Below are 23422 nucleotides of genomic sequence, written 5' to 3'. Positions count from 1 at the left end.
CCTATCAATCGATCAGCTCTGGGTTGAAATCTTCCTGCCAAGGCAGACCGTATTCGTTCAATGCTTCCATGAATGGATCCGGATTGAACTCTTCAACATTATAAACGCCAGGTTTTTTCCATTCACCTTTAAGGAAGAGCATCGCGCCTATCATTGCTGGAACGCCCGTTGTGTACGAAATTGCTTGGGATCCAACTTCGCGATAACATTCTTGGTGGTCGGATACGTTGTAGACGTAATACGTCTTCTCTTCGCCATCTTTTGTTCCTTGGAAAATACAGCCGATGTTCGTTTTACCTTTTGTGCGAGGTCCTAGGGAAGCAGGGTCAGGAAGAACCGCCTTCAGGAACTGTAAAGGCACGATTTGCTGGCCTTCGAATTCAATTGGTTCAATCGATGTCATGCCGACATTTTCAAGCACTTTCAAATGCGTCAAGTATTTTTCAGAGAATGTCATCCAGAAACGGATTTTCTTGATGCCTGTAATGTTTTGTGCAAGTGACTCCAATTCTTCGTGATAGAGAAGGTATACATCTTTCGGACCGATTTCAGGCAGATCGTATACGCGTTTTTCGGATAGTGGCGGAGTTTCGATGAACTCCCCATTTTCCCAGTAACGGCCATTTGCTGTAATTTCGCGGATGTTGATCTCCGGGTTGAAGTTAGTTGCAAATGGATAGCCGTGGTCTCCAGCATTCGCGTCCACGATATCGATCGTATGGATTTCATCGAAATAGTGCTTTTGCGCATATGCGGAGAAAACGCCTGTGACGCCTGGGTCGAAGCCGCAGCCTAGGATAGCAGTAAGGCCTGCTTCCTCGAATTTTTCGCGGTATGCCCATTGCCATTTATATTCGAATTTCGCCGTATCGAGAGGCTCATAGTTCGCTGTATCCAAATAGTGGACGCCCGTTTCTAGGCACGCATCCATGATTGTCAAGTCTTGGTATGGCAATGCGACGTTGATGACGATGTCCGGCTTGAAGCTGTTAATCAGTTCAACCAATTCTTCGACATTGTCCGCGTCTACTTGAGCTGTCTGGATTTTTGTGCGGCCGCCGTCCAGCTTTTCCTTCAACGCATCACATTTCGATTTTGTACGGCTCGCGATGCAAATTTCTTCAAACACGTCAGGTACCTGTACACATTTATGCACAACAACACTTGCTACTCCACCTGCTCCGATGATTAACGCTTTACCCAATCAAAACACCACCCATAATTATTTTTGAATTGCCAATAAAAGTTCGCGCAGCACTTTACAAGCAACTGCAGTAGAAACACCGCTTTGATCATAAATCGGCGATAGCTCATTGACATCACAGCCTACAATATTCAGGTCGCTCACTGTCAAAATGGCTTGTAATAATTCCATGAAACTGACTCCGCCAGCTTCGGGAGTTCCAGTACCAGGGAAGACGGAAGGATCTAACACATCTAAGTCAATCGTCAAATAAACCGGTTTCCCTTGTAATCTATTAACGATATCTTCCAGTCCATTAAAATTGAACTTATTCGTGAAGACACGGTCCTTGCCCCATTGAAACTCGCTGCGGTCTCCGGAGCGGATGCCGAATTGGAAGATCCGATCATCACCGACGATATCCCATACACGGTGGATGACCGTCGCATGCGATAGTTTCTCGTCGAGGTAATGGTCACGCAAATCCGCATGGGCATCGAATTGAATAATATGCAAATCAGGGTATTGTTCCGCGACAGCACGGACCGATCCGAGCGTCACTAAATGCTCGCCGCCGATCATGCAAGGGATTTTGCCGTCTTGCACGACTTTCCGCGTGTATTCTTCGATTTGTCCTAAAGCCCTTTCCGTGTTCCCGAAACTTAACTCAAGATCTCCGCCGTCATACACGGGGATGTCTTCCAAATCTTTATCCTGATATGGACTGTATGTCTCAATTCCGAAAGATTCACCGCGCATCACCTTGCTTGCGAATCTTGTACCCGGGCGGAATGACGTTGTCGAATCAAAAGGGGCGCCGAAAACGACGATGCCTGATTCGTTATATTCGTTGTCGCATCCAATGAACGTTTCGATATTTTTATTCAACATCTTTCAATTGCTCCTTTACGTAGTTCGGCAAGGCAAATGAGCCGACGTGGATATCGGTGTTGTAGTACTTTGTTTCCAAGCCGAGCTGATTCCAAGCATCTGCATTCAAATCTCTGATTGGATCATATTTTTTGGAGGCGAAACCGAACAGCCAATGTCCCGAAGGATATGTCGGAATATGCAATTGGTACACTTCGCACACCGGGAAGAACCCGATAATCCGCTTATGTGCCCGCTGCATGCCTAACGCGTCTTCTTCATAGAAAGGACTTTCATGTTGATTGACAAGAATGCCTTCTTCATTCAGTGCTTTATAGCAGTTGCCGTAAAATTCCCTTGTGAACAAGCCTTCCCCCGGTCCGAATGGATCCGTCGAGTCGACGATGATTAAATCGTATTCATCATTTCTCGAACGGACGAATTTCAAGCCGTCCTCGAAATGAAGATGAACGCGCGGATCGTCGAGTTTGCTTGCGGTTTGAGGAAGGAATTCCCGGCACACGTCGACGACCATTTCGTCGATTTCTACCATATCAATATGCTCGATCGAATCATATTTCGTCAGTTCCCGGATTGTGCCTCCATCCCCGGCGCCGATGACGAGAACTTTCTTAATGTCGGGATTCGTTGCCATCGGAACGTGGGTGATCATGTCGTGATAAATGAATTCATCCTTCTCAGTGACCATGACTAAACCGTCCAATGTGAGGACACGCCCGAATTCCGCCGTTTCTAATATATCGATCTTCTGAAATTCGCTTTTCCCTGTGTAAAGATGCTCAATGACTTTCATCGAAAATTGGACATTGGGCGAATGATTTTCCACGAACCATAAGTTCATTGCTCAGCCTCCTTCAGCACATTGATATGTTCGATTTTGCTATCTTCCGTACCTGTCATGAAACTTCCTTTATCCTTACAGTATTGGATGTATTGCAAAATCTCAGGAGTGATCCGTTCCCCGGGAGCCAAAATCGGTATGCCTGGCGGGTAGGCCATGACAAATTCGCTGGCAATACGGCCGGCGCTATCGTTTATAGGAAGCGTCTCCTTCGGCGCATAAAAGGCTTTTTGAGGCGTATAGACGACCTGAGGAGTTATATATTCATGGTCGAACAAGCCGCCTTTGTCCTTGCTGTAGCGTCTCTTGATTTCAGCGAGCGCCGAGACGAGGCGTTCGAGATCCAATCGGCGGTCTCCGACTGATATGTACGCCAAGATGTTGCCGATGTCCCCGAACTCGATTTGAATATCATATTCATCCCGCAGAATGTCATACACTTCGACACCTGCCAATCCTAGCTCAAGTGTATGGACGGAAAGCTTTGTCGTATCGAAATCAAAAATTGTATCGCCGTTCTTCAACTCATCCGAAAAAGCGTAGTAACCGCTAATCTTATTGATTTCCTCGCGGGTATACTGTGCCATTTCTCCAACTTTCCGGAAGATCTCCTGCCCATTCAAAGCGAGATTTTTCCGTGAAATATCAAGGGAGGAGAGGAGCAGATACGAGCCGCTCGTCGTTTGCGTTAGATTGATAATTTGTCTTGTGTATCCTTCGCTCACTTCATTATTAATCAACAACAATGAGCTTTGGGTCAATGAACCGCCCGATTTATGCATGCTCACTGAAGCCATATCGGCGCCCACAGACATCGCGGAAGCAGGCAGGTCGTCACTGAAATAAAAATGCGTTCCATGCGCCTCGTCAACAAGGACGAGCATTCCGTGGCGATGGGCAAGATCAGTAATCGCCTGCATATTCGAACAGATACCGTAATACGTCGGGTTGTTGATAAGAATCGCTTTAGCGTCAGGATGTTCGAGGATTGCCCTCTCAACATCCTTCACCGCCATACCCAGAGGGATTCCAAGTTCATTGTTCACGCCTGGATTGACATAGACAGGAATGGCTCCGCTCAGGATGAGTGCATTGATGGCGCTGCGGTGCACATTTCGGGGCATAATGATCTTTTCGCCCGCCTTGCACGCCGTCATGACCATCGCTTGTACAGCGGAAGTCGTCCCGTTCACCATGAAAAAGGCGTGCTTCGATCCGAAAGCTTCGGCTGCCAGCTCCTCAGCTTCCCGGATGACGGAAACGGGGTGAATCAAATTATCCAACGGCTTCATAGAATTGACATCCACCGTCATGCAATTTTCACCTAAAAAAGCGGTCAGCTCCTCGTTTCCTCTGCCACGTTTATGGCCGGGGACATCGAAAGGAACGACCCGCATCTTTTTGTAATTGTTTAGAGCCTCCATAATCGGGGCTTTCTGTTGTGAAAGAATGTCCAACACCGTCCTCTCACTCTTCATATATATTGGAACCGCTGAAAATTTCAATCATCTCTTTACGTAGGTTGTTTGTGATATTCAGCCTTTCTTTCGGAGGTATTTCATACACATCCGTATTGAAAAGGTAATTTTGTAAATTGATGTCCTTGATCAGCAGCTTTGTATGAAAAATATTTGATTGATATACATTAACATCGATGGCGTCATACTTCTGCAACGTCTCACTGTCGATATAATCCTGAATCGACGTCATTTTATGGTCCATAAATAATTTCTTCCCTTTATCATCACGGGTAAAACCGCGTACGCGATAATCCGTCGTAATGATATCAGAGTCGAAGCTGCCAATCAGATAATCCAGTGCGTTCAAAGGGGAAATTTCACCACAAGTTGATACTTCGATATCGACACGGAACGTGGCGATCGAATTATCCGGGTGATATTCAGGATACGTATGGACGGTGACATGGCTTTTATCCAAATGGCCAACAACCGAATCCCGGGTCTTCAAAATATCGATTTCCCCGCGGTTGCACGATTCATCGATCACAGCGACAGGGAGTGTCTCCTCCGTAATCAGGATGGTGACACTTGCACCTTGTGGATCATAGTCCTGTTTGCTCACATTCAATACATGGGCTCCAACGATCTCGGTCACATCATAAAGAATGTTCGTCAACCGTTCCGAATTGTATTGCTCATCGATGTAGGCAATATAATCTTTTTGTTCCCGCTCACTTTTTGCATAGCTCACATCATAGATGTTGAAGCTAAGTGTTTTGGTGAGGTTGTTAAAGCCGTATAACTTCAGCTTATTTTCCAACCCGAATATCCCTCCTTTATTCGACAAAATCGACAAAATCATTCTAATTATAAAGTAAAAAACTTCCTAGTCAAGATAATTTATTTCCGCTTTGCACTAGGTTCCGATAAGCTTTAAAGTAGTAGGAAAATAAAGGAGCTACCTTGCTTCCAACGTTAGTATAAGTTCGGTACAATATCAAGCATTTGAATCATTCAGACTTATGAGAAGGGGATAAAACAATGTACAAGCTAAAAACGAAGGAAACGGACGCCAGTGTCATTGAATTCATCGAAGCGGTGGATAGTCCTAAAAAGCGGGAGGACGCTTATCGATTATTAGACATCTTCACGGAGACGGCGGGCTATGAGGCAAAGATGTGGGGACCGAGCATCATTGGCTTCGGGTCGTATCATTATGTCTATAATACGGGCCATGAAGGGGACGCGCCGCTCGTCGGCTTTTCACCTCGCAAAGCGAAGACCAGCCTCTATTTCGCTCCAGGTGATTCTGAACGCGAAGCGCTGTTAGCCAAATTCGGGAAGCATACATCAGGCAAAGCGTGTGTGTACATTAATAAAGTGGACGATATCGACACCGAAGTTTTGCAACAGCTCATCAAACAATCCATTACATTTCTGAGAAAAACATATCCGGAAAACTGATCCATAGGTTGTTATATATGTCTATTAAGTGAGACTGGCGTAGGAATTAATTTGTTCCTTTGCCGGTTTTTATTTTGACAAATATATAGAAAATCGCAAGAATAGGCGACACTCCTGCGGGAACAGCGTTGACCGAAGACCCCGCAGTAGCGAAGAATGAGCGACGAGGAGGCTGAGGCGACGCCCGCGGAAAGGGAGCCGTTCTTGCGATTTTCGTTTTTTCAAGACAGCCGCTTGTTTTATATGTCTCATTTTACTCAGCCTCCTCGCATACAATAAATGAAACCAGGCCCTGAATGGAGGGAAATGAATGGACATTTTACGAAAGTTAGAACATTTCCGTGAAGAAGAAAACAAGCTAAAGTGGGAAGGTACCTTTGCCGAGTATTTAAACATCCTACAGGAACGTAAAGAAGTTGCACAAACGGCACATTCCAGAGTGTATGAAATGATCAAAAGCCATGGCCAAACGAAAGAACACGGGTATACAAAATTCCGCTTTTTTGAAAATGAGATTTTCGGTCTCGAAGATACGGTCGAGCGGCTAGTTAACGAATATTTCCACCCAGCAGCAAAACGTCTTGATGTGCGAAAAAGGATCTTATTGCTCATGGGTCCTGTCAGTGGAGGAAAATCCACTCTCGTCACCTTGTTGAAACGTGGATTGGAACAATATTCGAGGACGGATGATGGTGCGGTATATGCCATTAAAGGATGTCCGATGCATGAGGACCCATTGCACTTGATTCCGGAATATCTGCGAGATGATTTCTATGCGGAATTTGGAATCCGGATTGAAGGAAGCCTTTCCCCGTTGAATACGATGCGCCTTGAAACAGAATACGGCGGCCGGATTGAAGATGTACTCGTTGAGAGAATCTTCTTTTCAGAAGACAAACGGGTGGGAATCGGAACGTTCACCCCATCCGATCCAAAATCCCAGGATATCGCGGATTTGACCGGTAGCATCGACTTTTCGACAATTGCCCAATATGGCTCCGAATCCGATCCCCGCGCTTACCGTTTTGACGGGGAGTTGAATAAGGCAAACCGCGGAATGATGGAATTTCAGGAGATGCTTAAGCTCGATGAAAAATTCCTCTGGCACCTTTTGTCGCTGACGCAAGAAGGGAACTTCAAAGCAGGCAGATTTGCATTGATCAGTGCGGATGAATTGATCGTCGCGCATACGAATGAAACCGAATATCGGGCCTTCATTTCCAATAAGAAAAATGAAGCGCTGCATTCCCGGATCATTGTCATGCCGATCCCTTATAACTTGAAAGTGAGTCAGGAAGAAAAAATCTACGAAAAAATGATACGGGAAAGTGATATGGCACATGTGCATATTGCCCCACATGCCCTCAGGGTCGCTGCTATCTTCTCTGTCCTCACGCGTTTAAAAATATCGAAAAAGCAAGGAATCGATATTGTGAAGAAGATGCGATTGTATGACGGTGAAAATGTGGAAGGATTTAACTCTGTGGATCTGGAAGAGCTGAAAAAAGAGTTTCCGAATGAAGGCATGGACGGCATCGACCCGAGATATGTCATCAACCGGATCTCGTCGGCAATTATCCGAAAAGAAGTGGATGCCATCAATGCGCTCGATGTGCTGCGTTCCTTAAAAGAAGGATTGGATCAGCATGCATCCATTTCGAAGGATGACAAAGAGGAATATTTAAATTATATATCGATTGCCCGCAAGGAATTTGATGAAATTGCGAAGAAAGAAGTGCAGAAGGCATTCGTCTATTCGTACGAAGAATCTGCACGGACGTTGATGGATAACTATTTGGATAACGTTGAAGCCTATTGCAATAAGCACAAAATGAAAGATCCCCTCACCGGCGAAGAGATGAATCCGGATGAAAAGCTTATGCGTTCCATTGAAGAGCAAATCGGAATCTCAGAGAATGCGAAAAGGGCTTTCCGAGAAGAAATACTCATCCGGATTTCCGCATACGCAAGGAAAGGCAAGCGGTTTGATTACAAATCCCACGAAAGGCTGCGGGAGGCGATTCAGAAGAAGCTGTTCGCGGACTTGAAGGATGTTGTCAAAATCACAACTTCATCGGCGACTCCTGACGAAAATCATTTGAAGAAAATCAATGAGGTCGTAGCAAGGCTTATTGATGAATATGGCTATAATTCAATCTCTGCCAATGAATTGCTACGGTACGTCGGCAGCCTGTTGAACCGATAAGAGAGAAACCTCCCATATCAAAAACCGCCATTCGTTGCATATACTAAAAAAATGAGTGGACTGGAGTAGGTGAATAGAAATGCATGAAGAGCAGAGCGAATCATTTGTCGTCTCCCAGGAAAACTGGTCGCTTCACCGAAAAGGATATCAGGATCAGAAACGACATTCGGATAAAGTGAAGAAAGCAATCCACAGTAATCTGCCCGAATTGATCAGTGAAGAAAGCATCGTCATGTCGGATGGCAGGGACGTCATAAAAATACCGATCCGATCTTTAGATGAATACAAAATCCGTTATAACCATAATAAATCGAAGCATGTCGGCCAAGGCGGCGGAGATAGTCAAGTGGGAGACGTAGTTGCAAGCGATGGCAGTCAGAGTGCAGGAAAAGGCAAACAGGCGGGCGATCAGCCAGGCCAGGATTATTATGAAGCGGAAGTGTCGCTCGCCGAAATCGAAGAGACATTATTTAAAGAACTTGAATTGCCGAATCTCGAAAAACGGGAACAAGCAGAAATCACAGATGAAGACATCACATTCAATGACATCAGGAAGAAAGGGCTCATCGGGAACATTGATAAAAAGCGGACGATTATCGCAGCGTTCAAACGTAATGCCATGGAAGGCCATGCTGAAATAATGCCGATCTACAATGATGATCTCCGTTTCAAGACGTGGGATGAAGTCGTTAAGCCTCAATCGAAGGCAGTCGTGCTCATGATGATGGATACGAGCGCTTCTATGGGAAGTTTTGAAAAATACATGGCGAGAAGCTTTTATTTCTGGATGACAAAATTCTTACGGACAAAATACGAAAAAGTGGATATAGAATTCATCGCCCATCATACGATTGCGAAAGTCGTTTCGGAAATGGATTTCTTCTCGAAAGGGGAGAGCGGAGGCACGATATGTTCGACAGCCTATGAAAAAGCGCTCGATCTCATAGCCAAGAAGTATCATCCTTCCCGCTATAATATCTACCCCTTCCATTTCTCAGATGGAGAAAATATGTCATCGGATAACGGAAAATGCTTTTCATTAGTAGAGGAACTCATGGCAGTTTCGAATATGTTCGGCTACGGGGAAGTGAATGCACATAGCCGATATTCAACTTTGATGAATACGTATCAAAAAATCGAAGATCCGAAATTCCGGCATTATGTACTAAAGGAAAACAAGGATGTGTACTATGCTTTGAAAAAGTTCTTCCATAAACGCCTGGAGGGATCCGTATGACGGAGCACAAGGCGCTGCAATATGCAGTAGAGGAAATTACAGAGATTGCGAAAGGATTCGGGTTGGATTTTTATCCGATGCGCTATGAAATCTGTCCTGCGGATATCATATATACATTTGGCGCTTATGGAATGCCGACACGTTTCTCACATTGGAGCTTCGGTAAACAGTTCCATAAGATGAAGCTTCAATATGATTTAGGGCTCAGTCAAATATACGAACTCGTCATCAACTCCAATCCTTGTTACGCTTTTCTATTGGAAACCAATACGTTGATACAGAACAAATTGATCATTGCCCACGTTCTGGCACATTGCGATTTCTTCAAAAATAACTCCCGCTTTTCGAATACGAGGCGGGACATGGTAGAAAGCATGACGGCAACCGCCGAACGGATTGCCGAATATGAAAAGGTTTATGGGAATGAAGAGGTAGAACGTTTCTTGGACGCGGTGCTCGCCATCCAGGAGCATGTCGACCCCTCCCTTGTCCGATGGCGTCATGGAAATGAAGAGGTGGAGCAGGTAGAAGATGTGCCGTTTATCCGGAAAACGGTCTATGATGATTTATGGGAAATGGATCATAAGAAGCTGAAGCCGCCAGCGGAAACAAAGCGGAAAAAGACGCCTGCATCCCCGGAGAAGGATCTATTGTTGTTCCTCTTGGAAAATAGTCGGGAATTGGAAGAATGGCAACGAGATATATTGACAATGATCCGTGAAGAAATGCTTTACTTCTGGCCGCAAATGGAAACGAAGATCATGAATGAAGGATGGGCGACATACTGGCATCAACGGATTTTACGGGAAATGGACTTGACGGCCGACGAAACGATTGAGTTTGCAAAGTTGAATGCGAATGTCATCCAGCCGTCCAGAACGTCCATCAATCCGTATTATTTAGGCTTGAAAATCTTTGAAGACATCGAACAGCGATATGATCATCCGACGGGAGAGATGATCGAATTAGGGGTGAAGCCCGGGTCCGGCAGGGAGAAAATGTTTGAAGTGAGGGAGATGGATTCCGACATTTCCTTCATCCGCAACTATTTAACGAAAGAACTCGTACAAAAAGAAGACTTATATATCTTCGAGAAAAAAGGAAGCCATTATAAAATTTCGGATAAGGAATATCGAAATGTGCAAGACCGTCTTATTGCGCAGAGGGTGAACGGGGGCTTTCCTTATCTAGTCGTGCATGACGGGGATTATGTGCGCAACGGAGAGCTCTACTTAGTGCATAAATACGAAGAAACCGAGCTGGATGTACCGTATTTGGAACACGTCCTCCCATATATCCACCAACTATGGGGCCGTATCGTGCATTTGGAGACGTATGTCGATAATAAACAAGTCGTGTTTTCATATGATGGAAAGAAAGTTCATAGGAGATTTGCATAAGGAGTGACGGGCCGCCGCATTGCATTGTGGCGGTTTTTTGGTGTGATGATGGTGGAAAAGAGTGGGTCTTAAGTCACGAAATGACGATAATCATCGGGATTTGACCGATAACTTTGTGAAAGAGACCGATAACTTCTTGCAATTGATCGATAACTCTCGGGAAGTGATCGATAAAAATGTGAAAATGATCGATAACTTTATTTGCAGCCAGACAAAAGCCTGTTCTGTTCTCCTGTTTGGAAGATTAATTCTATTCTTTCATTAATTACTGTAAACTAGAGCTAATGGGAGGGATATATATGAGAATTAGAGAAGCCATGCCAGGCGATGAGGATGGTATAGCACGAGTTCATGTGGACAGCTGGAGGACGACTTACAAGGGGATCGTTTCCGAGTCCGTTCTGCAAAATCTTTCGTACGAGCAGCGTGCCGAAAATTGGCGCAGGGGAATTGGGAGGAGCACTTTATATGTTGCTGAAGTCGACAGTGGTGAGATTGTTGGTTTTGCAACAGGGGGCAAAGAACGGACGGGCAACTATGATGCAGATGGGGAGTTATATGCAATTTATTTATTGAATGAAATGCAAGGTCAGGGGATTGGGAAGAAGCTGATGCAAACAATCGCAAAGAACCTGAAAGAACAAGGATTTTCCTCCATGCTTGTATGGGTGCTTGAACGCAATCCATCAAAAACATTCTATGAATCACTGGGCGGAAAAGCGATTGATAAGACAATGATTGACATAGGGGGAGAAGAATACAAGGAGATTGCTTATTACTGGGAAAACATCGAGGAGATTAGGGAATAATTCAATGTTTCTTCATATAAAGGTTATCGGGAAGGGGGAACGGTAATCTTCTTGCTATTCTTTCATTGAATAAAGTAAAGGTGCGTGTTTCAAATGATTACTAGACAAGTTCAATGCACGGATGCAAGTCAGCTAGTCCAGCTCATTGAAGAAGTTGAAAGAACTTCGGATACGATGCTCTATGAAGCGCGGGAAAGAAATTTGTCCGGAGAACAATTGAGAGAGCGTATTGAGTCATTTGGGACTGATGCCTCGACTATTATCGTGGCTGAACTAAAAGGTTCATTGGTGGGTTATTTAATGGTGATTGCTGGGACTGCGAAACGAAATAAGCATTCGGCTTACATAGTCATCGGCATATCCGAGAAGTATCGTGGACAAGGAGTGGGAAAGGCCCTTTTTACTTCATTGGACAAATGGGCAATTGAAAACAAGCTTCACCGCCTTGAATTGACTGTTATGACCACTAATACAGCAGCAATCGTCCTCTATGAAAAATCAGGTTTTAGTAAAGAAGGCGTGAAAAAAGACTCGTTGTTCGTCAACGGTAAATATGTTGATGAATATTATATGGCCAAATTACTGTAAGGGGAACTATGTATGGACATACCAACTTCATTCCAGGAAAAAATCAGAAACTGTTTCGGAAAACCGGGAGAAGAATGGCTTCAGTCATTAGAGAGTAATGTAAATCACATGGCGGAAGTCTGGGGATTAACACTGAAGAGCCCAGTCACCAATCTTTCCTATAACTATGTCATGAATGTAATGGATGAGAACAACTATCCGTACATCTTGAAAATGGGCTTGCCGGGATTCGATTTTGAAAACGAAATCCGCACAATGCAGCTTTACAATGGGCAAGGATGTGCAAAATTGGTGAAAGCTGACGTTGAACGGGGAGCCATGCTGCTCGAAAGCCTTCAACCCGGAACGATGCTCTGCACGGAAACAGATGAAACAGTCGTCGTTCAACAGTTCTGCCGCGTTTGGAAACAGATCCGTCGACCATTGCCGGAAGATGCCGACTTCCCAACTGTTCTTCATTGGGCAAGCGCCTTCTCGAAATATCAAAGCAATTACCCTAAGAACAATGGACCAATTCTAAATGAATGGGTTATGATGGCGGCAGAGTTTCTAAATGAAATTCGGCAAACTACAACGGAAAACGGACTGCTGCATGGCGATTTGCATCACGAAAACATCTTGTTTTCAAATGAGAGAGGTTGGCTTGCGATTGATCCGAAAGGCGTTGTCGGTGACCCATACTTCGACGTAGTTTCCTTCATGATTAATCATCTTTTCAAAAACCCGGATCCGGAAAATTTGTTGAAGCTAAGAGTCGACCTGATATGTGAACTTTTGCAAATGAATCGCGAAAAACTATTGAAAGCTGCAATTTCAATGTCAACTCTATATGCTTGCTGGGCGGTGGAAGATAATGATCTCTATTGGAAAGAAACCTATCAATGCGCGAAATGGTTCAATAAGTTTTTAATTGAAAATTAGCAGGTGTAGTAAATGGTAGCCAGCTAATTGACAATAAAACCTGCATCTCTTCGGAGGTGCAGGTTTTTAGGCATGTTATACAAACGGATAGGGTATTGAATAAGAAAGTGAATCTTATAGTCATACTATCCGTATGAATAGGAAGCGGCCATTACAAAATGTAAGAGGATGTGATCCTGATGAATCAACAATGGATGTCAGATGAGGAATTCGACAAAATATTTGAAGAAAAGTCATCAGAAATCAATGAGCAATTGGAAAGTGAAATCCTAATTGCCATGATCGGTGATGTAAATGCCGGCAAATCATCGACAATCAATCGTCTCATGGGAGATAACGTAGCGCAGGTCGGTGCAAAACCAGGTGAAACGCAGGAAATCAAGAAGTTTTCTTATAAGGATAAAATAATCTTTGTCGATACACCTGGCCTGGATGACATTTACAGTGAACATTCCGAGGAAACGATGAAGTTTTATAAGCAGGCGGACCTAATTTTATTTTTCCTGAATGCAGCAGGGACGGTTTTATCCGAAACGGAACTTAAGTCATTAAAAAGAATTGCCAAGGTGAATAAAGATCTGATTCTTGTGTTGAATAAAATCGATGCAGCCGAAGATATACCGAGCCTTGTAAAATATGTCCAGGATCATACAGGATATGAATATCCGGTCACGCCAATCTCTTCTCGGACAGGGGAGAATATCGGGATGCTACAGAAAGAAGTTCTATCCTTATTAGAAGTCAAAAAAAAAGACATTCTAATGGCAGCAAACATGGCCGATAAATCTGCCATTGCAAATCGTTGGATTTTAGCAGCAGGAGCTTCCGCCGCAACAATCGGTGCCATTCCGATTCCGGGATCGGATTTCGTACCTTTGACTGCTTTACAAGTCAGTCTCATGCTAAAGCTTTCAACATTGTATGGGAAACCAATAACGAAGGACAATGCAAAAGAATTGATCATCGCGACGATTGTCGGAAATATCGGTAAGACGGTTTTCAGGCAAATTGTGAAATTCGTTCCCGGTGCTGGCATGGTGGCAGGCGCAAGCGTAGCAGGCGGAATGACCATCGCATTAGGACATGCCATCAAGTATGCGCATGAAAATGATATAGAATTGACGCCAAAATCATTAAAACCGATCTATCAAATGTTTTTGAAAAAAGCGAATAAAAAAGAGATAGGGAAGTGATGTGACCAGGCATACAGAATAACACTTGATACCATGAGGTTATAACCTATTAACCTTCCTGGTCTAGAAAGATAAACGGGGAATGGGGCTGAAGTGGAAAAGCAGTTACTTTTATATGCTAAGTAAATGGTAAATAAATTGTAATTGAAACCTGGTACGTTTAACGTTGTCCAGGTTTATATATAATAATATATATTCATGAAAAGGACTGATACTAATCAAAATAGGTTTAATAGGAAAAGGAAATCTAGGTACATATCTTCTCCAAACAATAAACATAGAACAACTCCTACCAAACACCAAAATCACTGCTATTTTGGATGAACGAGAGAAAGCTAGAAATGAGCTGCCTTCATTAGCCGCGGAATACGGATGCAAAGCATTCCATGACATCCACTCATTCTTGCAATCCGACATCGACATCGTAGTCGAATGTTCCACCATTGAATCAGCCAAAACATATGCGCTTGAAACGATCAAACAGAAAGATCTATTGTTAATCAGCATTGGAGCATTTGCTGATTCTTCCTTCGGTAGTCTAGTAGAGCAGGCGGCTAAAGCCAGTGGACGCCGAATCTACTTACCATCCGGCGCGATTGGCGGGTTGGATGTTATAAAGGCTGCCAAATTAGATGGACGATTGGATTCCGTCACTCTGACGACCCGAAAGCCTGCCCATTCGTTAACAGCTGACCGTATTACTGCGGAGCAAATTGTATTTGAAGGCGCTGCCCGGCACGCGATTCAACAATTCCCTAAAAATGCGAATGTCGCAATCGTGTTGTCATTGGCGGGCATTGGTGTCGAGAAAACACATGTACGAATCATTGCCGATCCGAATGTAACGCAAAACATTCACCATATCCAAGCAAGTGGAGCTTTCGGCGAGTTCGATATGACAATTAAAAATAACCCGTCTCCGAACAATCCGAAGACGAGCCATATTACGGGAGCGAGTATTTTAGCAGCTCTTGCGGACATTGATAGTGCAGTGGTAGTAGGTTCATAGGTGCCTACTACCCCTGCACTCTTTCCTTTGCGGGATTGCAATTTGGGTCGGGAGTTCCTGCCGACTCTGCGAGTTTCATTAAATAATAGCATTCCTCGCGCGCCATATGATCGGCCATGAGTGGTGTGAGCACTCCTAAGTTCTCTTTTTTCAATCCCATTTCTTCAAGTTCATTTAAGAAGGTTTTAAAAATGGTCATTTCCAGGTACACATCGTTATGGAATTTTTCCAAAGCAGGGAATCTTGACACGTTCGTCCGCAAAAACCCTACCATTTCTATCGCTTTTAAATAGAAAGCTTCCCATTCTTTGACGAATTTCCTGCTTTTTTTCTTTAGCTGTTTTTCCACGCGGTCCATTGTCGCATCAATTGCCCCTGCATGGCCTGCCGCATCGAGCAGCCATAATAGATCATGGTGAAGCGGGTGGACAAGAGGAGGCGATTCGCCCTTTTCTAAATAGGAAAGAATCCGGATCGCTTCTTCGACTTCATTGACCATATGATTGATGAATGGGGGAGTCAATGAAATTTTGATGTTGCCGACCAATTGTTCCTTAATAATGGCCAATTTCAATTCCCGTATCGCTTCACTTTCCGTTTTTGAAAGGCTTACTAACGACAACAATTCGGTCTCATTTAACGTTTGTTTCGAGCGGTCCAATAGTTTATCGAACCGTTCTATGAAAGCTGCGGCAGTGTCAATCCAATCTGTTTGCCCTGGAGCTAGTGAATCATGAATAAAGCGGCTATGATCCCCTAAAATTTGAAGCCAAAACTGTAATTCGTTCGATGCCTGTTGCTGAAAAGAATTATCCAAAACTTCACCTCCTGATATACTACTTACCATTCTATGAAGGGAAGATTATTTTAGAATGCCATAATTACAATTATCCAGGGTATTCCACTTTAACGCCGACTATGGTTAAATAGTAATAGGTTCTGATTTTCCGAATTATAAAGAAAAGTCAGTATGATGAGTTGGAGGGGGATAATTTGGTGAAACAGGTGGTTGAACAAGTAACGGACGATCATGTCGTGAAGGCCCTTGAGAAGAATCTTGCGATTATCCGATATGATTTGGACCATAAAATTGCGTACGTGAACGATATTTTTGCAAATGCAATGGGGTATTCAAAAGATGAAATGATCGGTGTCCGCCATGACGATCTTTGTTTTGATGAGTATGTGAGGAGTGCTGCGTATGAAAAGTTCTGGCGGGAGTTGCTGCGCGGCATCAGTCAACATGGGAAGATTGAAATGAAGGATAAGAATGGCGATAAAGTATGGCTTGAAGCAACGTATATGCCGGTATTCAGCCACGACGGCAGGAAGGTCATCAGCATCTCCAAAGTTGCATCTAATATTACGAAACGGCAAACTTCCATCACGTCTGTTGTCGAAGAGCTGAGACAGATGGCGGAAGGATTGACAGAACGTGCAGATATCGGGATGGAGCGGAGCAAGGAATTATTAGTGATCATCGAAGATATCGCAGCGCTCTCCCATGATAATACGAAAACACTTGGAAATTTGCAGTTGCATGCCGAAAGCATCCAACACATTGTGAAGACGATTCGGGAAATTGCAGCTCAAACGAACTTGCTCGCTTTGAATGCGGCAATTGAAGCGGCCAGGGCGGGGGAGCATGGAAGAGGCTTCGATGTCGTTGCGAAAGAGGTTCGTAAATTGTCCGCTAATGTGGAGAAATCGATAGTGGAAGTCCGTGAAGGCGTGGAAGCGATCACGACGGAAATTAAGAATATTTCCAAAGGGACGGCCTTGGCACAGGAAAACGTGGACCGTTGTCAACAGCGGATTGAAGTTGCGATGGACGATTTCCTCGCGATTGCTTCGTCGGCGTCTGAATTGGACAATCAGTCGAGGAAAGTCTCGAGTATCGTGTGAGGCAAAAATAACAGGTGAGGGAGAATCACTCCTTCACCTGTTATTTCGTATATTCAAGGGCTCATTCTATTCACTTCAAGGTCCATTCTATCCGTTCGAAGCTCCATTCATTCGAACAAGGGCTCATTCTTTCCGTTCGAAGGTCCATTCATTCAAACAAGGGCTCATTCTTTCCGTTCGAAGGTCCATTCTTTCGAGCAAGGACCCATTCTTTTCGCATCAGGGTCCATTCTTAGCACGATAAACCATGTCAAAGTCCACCCGTGCCAAATGTATCTCCCTCTTTCAAATTGCCCGCCTCAAATCCTCGATAAAACCAGTTCTTCCGCTGTTCGGAAGTTCCGTGTGTGAAGCTTTCCGGCACTACATAGCCGCGGGCACGTTTCTGGATCGTATCATCCCCGACAGCACTTGCCGCGTTCAGAGCTTCCTCTAGATCACCTTTCTCGAGGACGCCCATTCCTTGTGCATGGTGCGCCCAGACACCTGCGAGATAATCCGCTTGTAGTTCCAGCCGTACGGAGTATTTATTGTACTCTTCCTCGCTGACTTGACTGCGTATTCTCGCCATTTCGTCGGTGATGCCCAACAGCTTTTGGACGTGATGCCCGACTTCATGTGCCACCACATAGGCCATCGCGAAATCACCGGGTGCTTTGAACTGCGTCTGAAGTTCGTCATAAAAACTCAGATCGATATACAATTTCTCGTCAGCCGGGCAATAGAACGGTCCGACAGCTGCGCCGGCCATTCCGCATGCCGACTGGACACTCCCTGAATAGAGCACAAGAATCGGTTCACGATAAACCATGCCTTCCTTCTCAAAGACTTCTGTCCACACATCTTCCGTATCCGCCAAAACGACTGAAACGAATTCAGCCAGTTCCTTATCTTGTTCTGTTTCAACATATTCCGTATTCGAAGGGGGCGTCGTCATGTTGTTAAGGATATCACCAGGGTCGCCGCCTAGGAACATGACGATGAGCAACATGACGATTCCGCCGATTCCGCCGCCGACGAGCGTTTTTCCTCCCATCCCTCTCCGGTCTTCCACATTTCTGCTGCCTCTTCTACCTTTCCATTCCATTTAAATTGCCTCCTTGAAAACGTCGATGAAAATGCAAGTGGTTACCATATGCTTTACCCCATTTCATTGACTTATAGGCCGACATAAAAAAGATATCGAAAGCCTTTCGGAATCCGATATCCTTGCGTTATTTGGAGAACATGATCTCTTTGCTGTCATATCCTTTGAATTTCACTTCCAACCGTATCATTTTATACTCTTTGAATCCGAAAGCTTCCGCAGCGCTTTTGATCATTTCCGTCTCTTCAGATTCAGGGTCAGGTTGCATTTTTTCGAACGCTTCCATTATTTTTTTCAGCGCCTTTTTGCCATGCAAAGCGACTTCTTCTTTTTTATTAGTGTATTCTGCTTCGGATCTTTCCTTTTTTTCACTAAAACTTGCGGTCAGCGCCTCTTGCTCTTCATTCGTATCGATGGTAACAGTAAATGAGGTGATGCCATATGTATCGACGACGTCGCTCGCTTCAGTCTTTGGAACAAGATTTTGATTGCTGCATCCACTCACTACAATGAAACAACATGCCAAAATAATAGAAGTCAATTTCTTCATATCCGATCATTCATCCTTTCGCTTCCACTATTTCTAACATAACCGGCAATCCAGCCAGATATACTATGGTAGGATGGAATGGAACCAATATTGCTATATAGAGAACATAAGTGGAGTGAGACGTATGGAGACAGAAAAACAGATGTCATTGAAAGATTGGATTTTAACGTTGGTACTTGTATGTTTGCCGATTGTCGGGCTTGTCATGCTCATTATATGGGCGACGGATAAGCAAGATCCACGGAATACATTTTCAAAAGCATACTTAATTGTTATGGGAAGTATCTTTGCTCTCATCCTATTAATGTATATTTTCATTTTCATTTTTATATTATTCATTGGCATTATGGCTTCCTAACCGGGGGCCTCTTTTAATTCCCCGGGAGTTTTGAATAAATTGTGTCAAACTATAAAGGAATTCTTTGAAATTCCAAAGAAAAAACCGTAAACCTTTAATTTATTGCAAATGAAATGATATGATGGAAGGGATGAAACTTTGCAGAAATACCTCTGAGGAGCGTATATAGATATGACTAAAGATATTGAAATTACTTATACTGAAAACGGCACGATCATAGATGAAGAAAGATCGAGCACTATAATTGCGGACTTGAAATCGCTTTTTAAAGCGCCTGTTTTGCTTGCCAATGCACTGCCCGTGTTTGTCGGTTTTTGGCTTGCCCTTCATTTCACGGGAGATTCCCTGCTTGCGAACAGCAAATTGTTTTGGCTGACAATTATCGGGAGCACGATATTAATGGGTGGGGCGCTTGTCCTGAACAACTGGTATGACGTAGATATCGACACGGTGATGAAAAGGACTCAAAAACGTCCGACCGTAACGGGGAACATCTCCTTGAAGACCGTGTTGGGAATCGGCATATCCTTGTCGGCAATAGGAATGGTCATGCTGATGTTTACAACGATGGAGGCGGCGATTTACGCATTCATCGGCTGGTTCACCTACGTGGTCATGTACACGATGTGGACAAAGCGGAAGTACACACTGAATACAGTCATTGGAAGTGTATCAGGAGCTGTAACACCGATGATCGGGTGGGCGGCAATCGCGCCATCTTGGCATATTGTTCCGATCTTGCTTTTCATCATTTTATTTATCTGGCAAATGCCTCACACGTTTGCAATCGCGATGAGGAAGTACAATGAATACAAAGCGGCCAACGTAGCAATGCTTCCGGTCGTTCGCGGGTTCAGAATGACGAAGCGTCAAATGTTTGTATACATTGCCTGCTTGCTTCCGTTGCCGTTTTACCTAGGATCACTTGGAATGGTATTTATCGTGCTAGCTACGATATTGAATATTGGTTTCTTAATTGTCTCCATCCGTGGTTTTTTCACGAAAGATGATGATAGATGGGCTTATGTAATGTTTATGTACTCCGTCAATTATATTGCGATTTTATTTTTACTAATGGTAGCTGTCACGCTGCCTAGTTTCTAAGAGGGAACTGCTCCGTTTGTCGAAAGTTGACAACGGGGCAGTTTTTTTGTTTTGCCTATACAGTCTCGACGACCAATTGGAAATATTCAGTTGTGAATGAAAACGTTTTCGTTTATAATCAATTAAAGTATCAATTAATTCTGCAAATTAGTAGAAATTCTAGGGGGAGTCATTATGGGGAAATCAGTTAAACGTTTTATGATAGGCATCGCACTAGTATGCACATCCATTTTTCTAATCGGATGCGGCGCTGGTTCTACAAAGACGAGTGGTTCAGGCGGGGATGAAACAAGTGGGAAACGGAAATTGGTCGTCGGAACCGATGCAACATATGCACCGATGGAGTTTATGGATGAAAAAGGGAATATTATTGGAATTGATATCGACATCGTAAATGCCATCGCAGAAGCTGCCGGTTTTGAAGTTGAATATAAAAACTACGGCTGGGATCCATTATTTCCTGCAGTAGATAATGGTGAAGTGGATTTTGCAGTGTCTTCCATTACGATTACTGAGGAGAGAGAAAAGTCCTTTGACTTCTCCGATCCATATTTCGTTGCCAATCAATTGATTCTAGTACCTGAAGATTCGGATGTCGAGTCGTTTGATGATTTAGCCGATAAGCGGGTTTCGGTACAAATCAGTACGACTGGTCATAAAGTTGTTCAAGATCTATTAGGGAAAACAAGTTCGAAAATCGTTGCTGCTGAAACAATGCCACTTGCAATCACTGAAATGGTCAATGGCAATGCAGATGCATCAGTTGGGGATAATGCAGTAATCATTGAATATCAAACACAAAATCCGAATGTTAAATTAAAAACGGTTGAAGATGATAGCTTTGAAAAAGAGTATTACGGACTTATGGTGAAAAAAGGAAACCAAGAAATACTTGATTTATTGAATGATGGAATTGAAAAAATCAAAGCAAATGGGAAGTTGAAAGAAATTACTGACCAAGATGTGGAATAATTGATTGCTCAACGCAACAACTATACCCATCTTGGAGGTGATGAACATGGAGTTTTTAGGTTTACGTATTGATATGTTTGAAAGCATTTGGAGTTACCGGGAGCTTTTTATACGGGGGCTTTGGGTAACTCTCGCCTTGACGGCTGTAGGTTATATAGGCGGATTCCTATTAGGATTAGCTGTAGGCATAGGGAAATTATCGAAACGGAAGTGGATTTACTATCCTGCGAAAATATATGTTGATTTTTTCCGTGGAACTCCATTATTAGTTCAAATACTATTGATCCATACTGCACTAATTCCTAGTATGTTTGGGCATTCCTTAGGATTTTTCGTATCAGGGTCGGTAGCGCTTATGCTTAACAGTGCTGCTTATAACGCAGAAATCATCCGTGCCGGAATACAATCGCTCGACAAAGGGCAGATGGAGGCTGCCCGTTCGCTAGGCATGCCGCATAACACTGCTATGAAATTAATCATACTTCCACAAGCGTTCAGAAGGATGATTCCACCGCTTGGCAACGAACTGATTGCTCTGCTGAAAGATTCTTCTCTTGTTACGGTCATTGCAGCGACTGATTTGCTATATGCGGGTAAGGTAGTTGCGGGGGCAAATCTCAGATTTTGGGAGCCCTATTTAACTGTTGCTATACTTTATCTCATTTTGACATTCATCTGTGGAAGACTCATCACATACGTCGAAAACCGGTTCAGCAATAGCTATGTCCCCTCCCCAAGAAAAATGAAGCGTTTGGCGGCGGGAGGGAGAACTCGATGATTAAAGTACGGAATCTGCAAAAGTCGTTCGGACAATTGGAAGTACTTAGGGGTATTGACTACGACATTAAAGAAAAGGAAGTCATCTGTGTCATTGGACCGAGTGGTTCAGGAAAAAGTACATTTTTGAGGTGCATCAACCTTCTAGAGGATATTACTGCGGGCGAAGTGTATATAGATGGTGTGAAAATCAATGACCCGGAAACGGATATTAATGATATCCGGCGGGAAGTCGGAATGGTCTTCCAGCAATTTAACCTTTTTCCTCATATGCGTGTCATCGATAATATAACGATTTCACCGATTAAGATCCGAAAAATGAGCCAACAAGATGCGGAAGCCTTAGCCCGGCAACTTCTGGAAAAGGTAGGGCTTTCCGATAAAGCAAACGCCTACCCCGAACAATTATCAGGCGGGCAAATGCAACGTGTAGCCATCGCAAGGGCGCTTGCGATGAAGCCGAAGGTTATGTTGTTCGATGAGCCAACGTCTGCATTGGATCCGGAAATGGTGAAGGAAGTGCTGGATGTCATGAAACAGCTTGCCATGGAAGGGATGACGATGGTAGTTGTTACTCACGAAATGGGCTTTGCGAAAGAAATGGGAGATCGGGTGTTGTTCTTAGATCAAGGTTTGCTAGTCGAAGAAGGTACGCCTGATGAAATCTTTTCGAATCCAAAACATGAAAGGACAAAAGCATTCTTCAGTAAAATTTTATAAATTGCAGGCATCTATGGCTCGGTATGTCATAGATGCCTTTTTGCATACAATTAACAGAAGTGAAGGGAGGAGGGAAACAATGATCTATCCTTATATGCATCACCAAGTGAATCGCTCTTCAAGGAAAATTATTGTGATCGGCAATGGTGAAGTTGCAGTTGAACCAGACATCGCCACGGTCCAATTGGAAGTCGTCACGGAGAATGAACAATTAAGTGCAGCGCAACAGGAAAATGCCACTGCTATGAACAATGTCATTCAATCTCTTTTACGCTTAGGTGTTCCGCGAGAAAATATCCAAACAGTTTCGTACACCATTTTACCTAAATATGATTATGTGAATGGCGAACAGATTTTCAGAGGATATGAAGTTACCAATGCCATCTCTGTAAAGATTACAGAGATTCAACAAGTGGGAAGTATTATTGATACAGCAGTGGAAAACGGGGCGAATCGGGTTTCGAACATACAATTCAGTGTGGAGGACACCGAACGTTATAAGCAGGAAGCGATCGTCCGAGCTCTACGGAATGCACAAATGAAAGCCCGCACAATTGCAACTGCTTTGCAATTGCCAGTTGAGCCGCAACCGGTAAAAATAGTTGAAGAACAACAGGCCGGACAGCCGGTTCCGTTTCAAACGTTTGCGAAATCCGAACAAATGACTACCCCGATAGAGAGCGGACAGATTATTATTAGCGCAACGGTAAGAGTTGAGTTTCAATATTGACGGAAAAGCCGAATCCG

Annotated in this window: 25 protein-coding genes; 17 read left to right on the top strand and 8 right to left on the bottom strand. The window is 43.8% G+C overall.

The window, feature by feature from the left end; genetic code table 11:
• Window positions 1-4 precede the first annotated feature (4 nt).
• The 5 genes from M3152_RS10345 to speD are packed head-to-tail and all read right to left on the bottom strand — an operon-like array spanning window position 5 to window position 5195.
• A complete protein-coding gene (locus M3152_RS10345) occupies window positions 5-1204 on the bottom strand; it encodes a saccharopine dehydrogenase family protein (protein ID WP_251695036.1) in 1200 nt (399 codons plus the stop codon).
• Between the two features lie 18 nt (window positions 1205-1222).
• The gene (gene speB / locus M3152_RS10340) at window positions 1223-2074 is read right to left on the bottom strand and encodes an agmatinase (RefSeq protein ID WP_251695035.1); all 852 of its coding nucleotides are present in this window, start codon (window positions 2072-2074) and stop codon (window positions 1223-1225) included.
• Complete coding sequence (speE, locus tag M3152_RS10335) at window positions 2064-2915, bottom strand: polyamine aminopropyltransferase (RefSeq protein ID WP_251695034.1); 852 nt, start codon at window positions 2913-2915, stop codon at window positions 2064-2066. The genes speB and speE overlap by 11 nt, the downstream gene beginning before the upstream one ends.
• Window positions 2912-4393 (bottom strand): aminotransferase class I/II-fold pyridoxal phosphate-dependent enzyme, encoded by a 1482-nt coding sequence (locus tag M3152_RS10330; protein ID WP_251695033.1) that lies wholly within the window; start codon window positions 4391-4393, stop codon window positions 2912-2914. Before M3152_RS10330 ends, speE begins: the two co-directional genes overlap by 4 nt.
• On the bottom strand, window positions 4383-5195 hold the full coding sequence (speD, locus tag M3152_RS10325) for an adenosylmethionine decarboxylase (RefSeq protein ID WP_251695032.1): 813 nt from the start codon (window positions 5193-5195) through the stop codon (window positions 4383-4385). The genes M3152_RS10330 and speD overlap by 11 nt, the downstream gene beginning before the upstream one ends.
• A gap of 221 nt (window positions 5196-5416) precedes the next feature.
• Between speD and M3152_RS10320 the strand changes: the two genes are divergently transcribed.
• The 10 genes from M3152_RS10320 to nadX all read left to right on the top strand — a co-directional run bounded on the left by M3152_RS10320 (window position 5417) and on the right by nadX (window position 15202).
• On the top strand, window positions 5417-5839 hold the full coding sequence (locus tag M3152_RS10320; protein ID WP_251695031.1) for a DUF1801 domain-containing protein: 423 nt from the start codon (window positions 5417-5419) through the stop codon (window positions 5837-5839).
• Between the two features lie 310 nt (window positions 5840-6149).
• A complete protein-coding gene (locus M3152_RS10315) occupies window positions 6150-8045 on the top strand; it encodes a PrkA family serine protein kinase (RefSeq protein WP_251695030.1) in 1896 nt (631 codons plus the stop codon).
• 79 nt (window positions 8046-8124) lie between these two features.
• A complete protein-coding gene (gene yhbH / locus M3152_RS10310) occupies window positions 8125-9282 on the top strand; it encodes a sporulation protein YhbH (RefSeq protein WP_251695029.1) in 1158 nt (385 codons plus the stop codon).
• Complete coding sequence (locus M3152_RS10305; RefSeq protein WP_285847028.1) at window positions 9279-10682, top strand: SpoVR family protein; 1404 nt, start codon at window positions 9279-9281, stop codon at window positions 10680-10682. Before yhbH ends, M3152_RS10305 begins: the two co-directional genes overlap by 4 nt.
• A gap of 61 nt (window positions 10683-10743) precedes the next feature.
• Complete coding sequence (locus M3152_RS10300) at window positions 10744-10947, top strand: hypothetical protein (RefSeq protein WP_251695028.1); 204 nt, start codon at window positions 10744-10746, stop codon at window positions 10945-10947.
• 34 nt (window positions 10948-10981) lie between these two features.
• Window positions 10982-11491: a GNAT family N-acetyltransferase gene (locus M3152_RS10295; protein WP_251695027.1), complete on the top strand. Its 510-nt coding sequence runs from the start codon at window positions 10982-10984 to the stop codon at window positions 11489-11491.
• Window positions 11492-11584: 93 nt separating this feature from the next.
• Window positions 11585-12079 carry a GNAT family N-acetyltransferase gene (locus M3152_RS10290; RefSeq protein ID WP_251695026.1) on the top strand — a complete coding sequence of 165 codons (495 nt, stop codon included), beginning with the start codon at window positions 11585-11587 and terminating at the stop codon, window positions 12077-12079.
• A 12-nt stretch (window positions 12080-12091) separates the two neighbouring features.
• Window positions 12092-13000: an aminoglycoside phosphotransferase family protein gene (locus M3152_RS10285; RefSeq protein WP_251695025.1), complete on the top strand. Its 909-nt coding sequence runs from the start codon at window positions 12092-12094 to the stop codon at window positions 12998-13000.
• 179 nt (window positions 13001-13179) lie between these two features.
• On the top strand, window positions 13180-14193 hold the full coding sequence (locus tag M3152_RS10280; protein WP_251695024.1) for a YcjF family protein: 1014 nt from the start codon (window positions 13180-13182) through the stop codon (window positions 14191-14193).
• A 208-nt stretch (window positions 14194-14401) separates the two neighbouring features.
• Window positions 14402-15202, top strand: a complete 801-nt coding sequence (nadX, locus tag M3152_RS10275) for an aspartate dehydrogenase (RefSeq protein WP_285847140.1) — start codon at window positions 14402-14404, stop codon at window positions 15200-15202.
• A 7-nt stretch (window positions 15203-15209) separates the two neighbouring features.
• Here nadX and M3152_RS10270 read toward each other — a convergent pair whose 3' ends face one another.
• Window positions 15210-16019: a DUF2935 domain-containing protein gene (locus tag M3152_RS10270; RefSeq protein WP_251695023.1), complete on the bottom strand. Its 810-nt coding sequence runs from the start codon at window positions 16017-16019 to the stop codon at window positions 15210-15212.
• Window positions 16020-16198: 179 nt separating this feature from the next.
• Between M3152_RS10270 and M3152_RS17995 the strand changes: the two genes are divergently transcribed.
• Entirely contained in the window at window positions 16199-17107 is a 909-nt protein-coding gene (locus M3152_RS17995; RefSeq protein ID WP_353056609.1) for a methyl-accepting chemotaxis protein, read from the top strand.
• Window positions 17108-17357: 250 nt separating this feature from the next.
• On the opposite strand, the gene ypfJ is transcribed toward M3152_RS17995, so the two are convergent.
• Entirely contained in the window at window positions 17358-18194 is an 837-nt protein-coding gene (ypfJ, locus tag M3152_RS10255; RefSeq protein ID WP_251695022.1) for a KPN_02809 family neutral zinc metallopeptidase, read from the bottom strand.
• Between the two features lie 127 nt (window positions 18195-18321).
• Entirely contained in the window at window positions 18322-18744 is a 423-nt protein-coding gene (locus tag M3152_RS10250) for a YusW family protein (protein ID WP_251695021.1), read from the bottom strand.
• A 124-nt stretch (window positions 18745-18868) separates the two neighbouring features.
• Here M3152_RS10250 and M3152_RS10245 point away from each other — a divergent pair, with 124 nt between their 5' ends.
• The 6 genes from M3152_RS10245 to M3152_RS10220 all read left to right on the top strand — a co-directional run bounded on the left by M3152_RS10245 (window position 18869) and on the right by M3152_RS10220 (window position 23405).
• Entirely contained in the window at window positions 18869-19102 is a 234-nt protein-coding gene (locus tag M3152_RS10245; RefSeq protein ID WP_251695020.1) for a hypothetical protein, read from the top strand.
• 171 nt (window positions 19103-19273) lie between these two features.
• Window positions 19274-20206: a heme o synthase gene (gene cyoE / locus M3152_RS10240; RefSeq protein WP_251695019.1), complete on the top strand. Its 933-nt coding sequence runs from the start codon at window positions 19274-19276 to the stop codon at window positions 20204-20206.
• A gap of 174 nt (window positions 20207-20380) precedes the next feature.
• Window positions 20381-21178 carry a basic amino acid ABC transporter substrate-binding protein gene (locus M3152_RS10235; protein WP_251695018.1) on the top strand — a complete coding sequence of 266 codons (798 nt, stop codon included), beginning with the start codon at window positions 20381-20383 and terminating at the stop codon, window positions 21176-21178.
• Between the two features lie 46 nt (window positions 21179-21224).
• Window positions 21225-21956 carry an amino acid ABC transporter permease gene (locus M3152_RS10230; RefSeq protein WP_251695017.1) on the top strand — a complete coding sequence of 244 codons (732 nt, stop codon included), beginning with the start codon at window positions 21225-21227 and terminating at the stop codon, window positions 21954-21956.
• Entirely contained in the window at window positions 21953-22675 is a 723-nt protein-coding gene (locus tag M3152_RS10225) for an amino acid ABC transporter ATP-binding protein (RefSeq protein WP_251695016.1), read from the top strand. The genes M3152_RS10230 and M3152_RS10225 overlap by 4 nt, the downstream gene beginning before the upstream one ends.
• 79 nt (window positions 22676-22754) lie before the next feature.
• Window positions 22755-23405, top strand: coding sequence for an SIMPL domain-containing protein (locus tag M3152_RS10220; protein WP_251695015.1), 651 nt, complete (start codon window positions 22755-22757; stop codon window positions 23403-23405).
• The last annotated feature ends 17 nt before the right edge of the window (window positions 23406-23422 follow it).

Origin of the sequence: Sporosarcina luteola (assembly GCF_023715245.1) — a bacterium.
Classification (GTDB): domain Bacteria; phylum Bacillota; class Bacilli; order Bacillales_A; family Planococcaceae; genus Sporosarcina; species Sporosarcina luteola_C.
The sequence above is the reverse complement of the archived record's forward strand: the minus strand, read 5'-3'. Positions and strand labels throughout refer to the sequence as shown.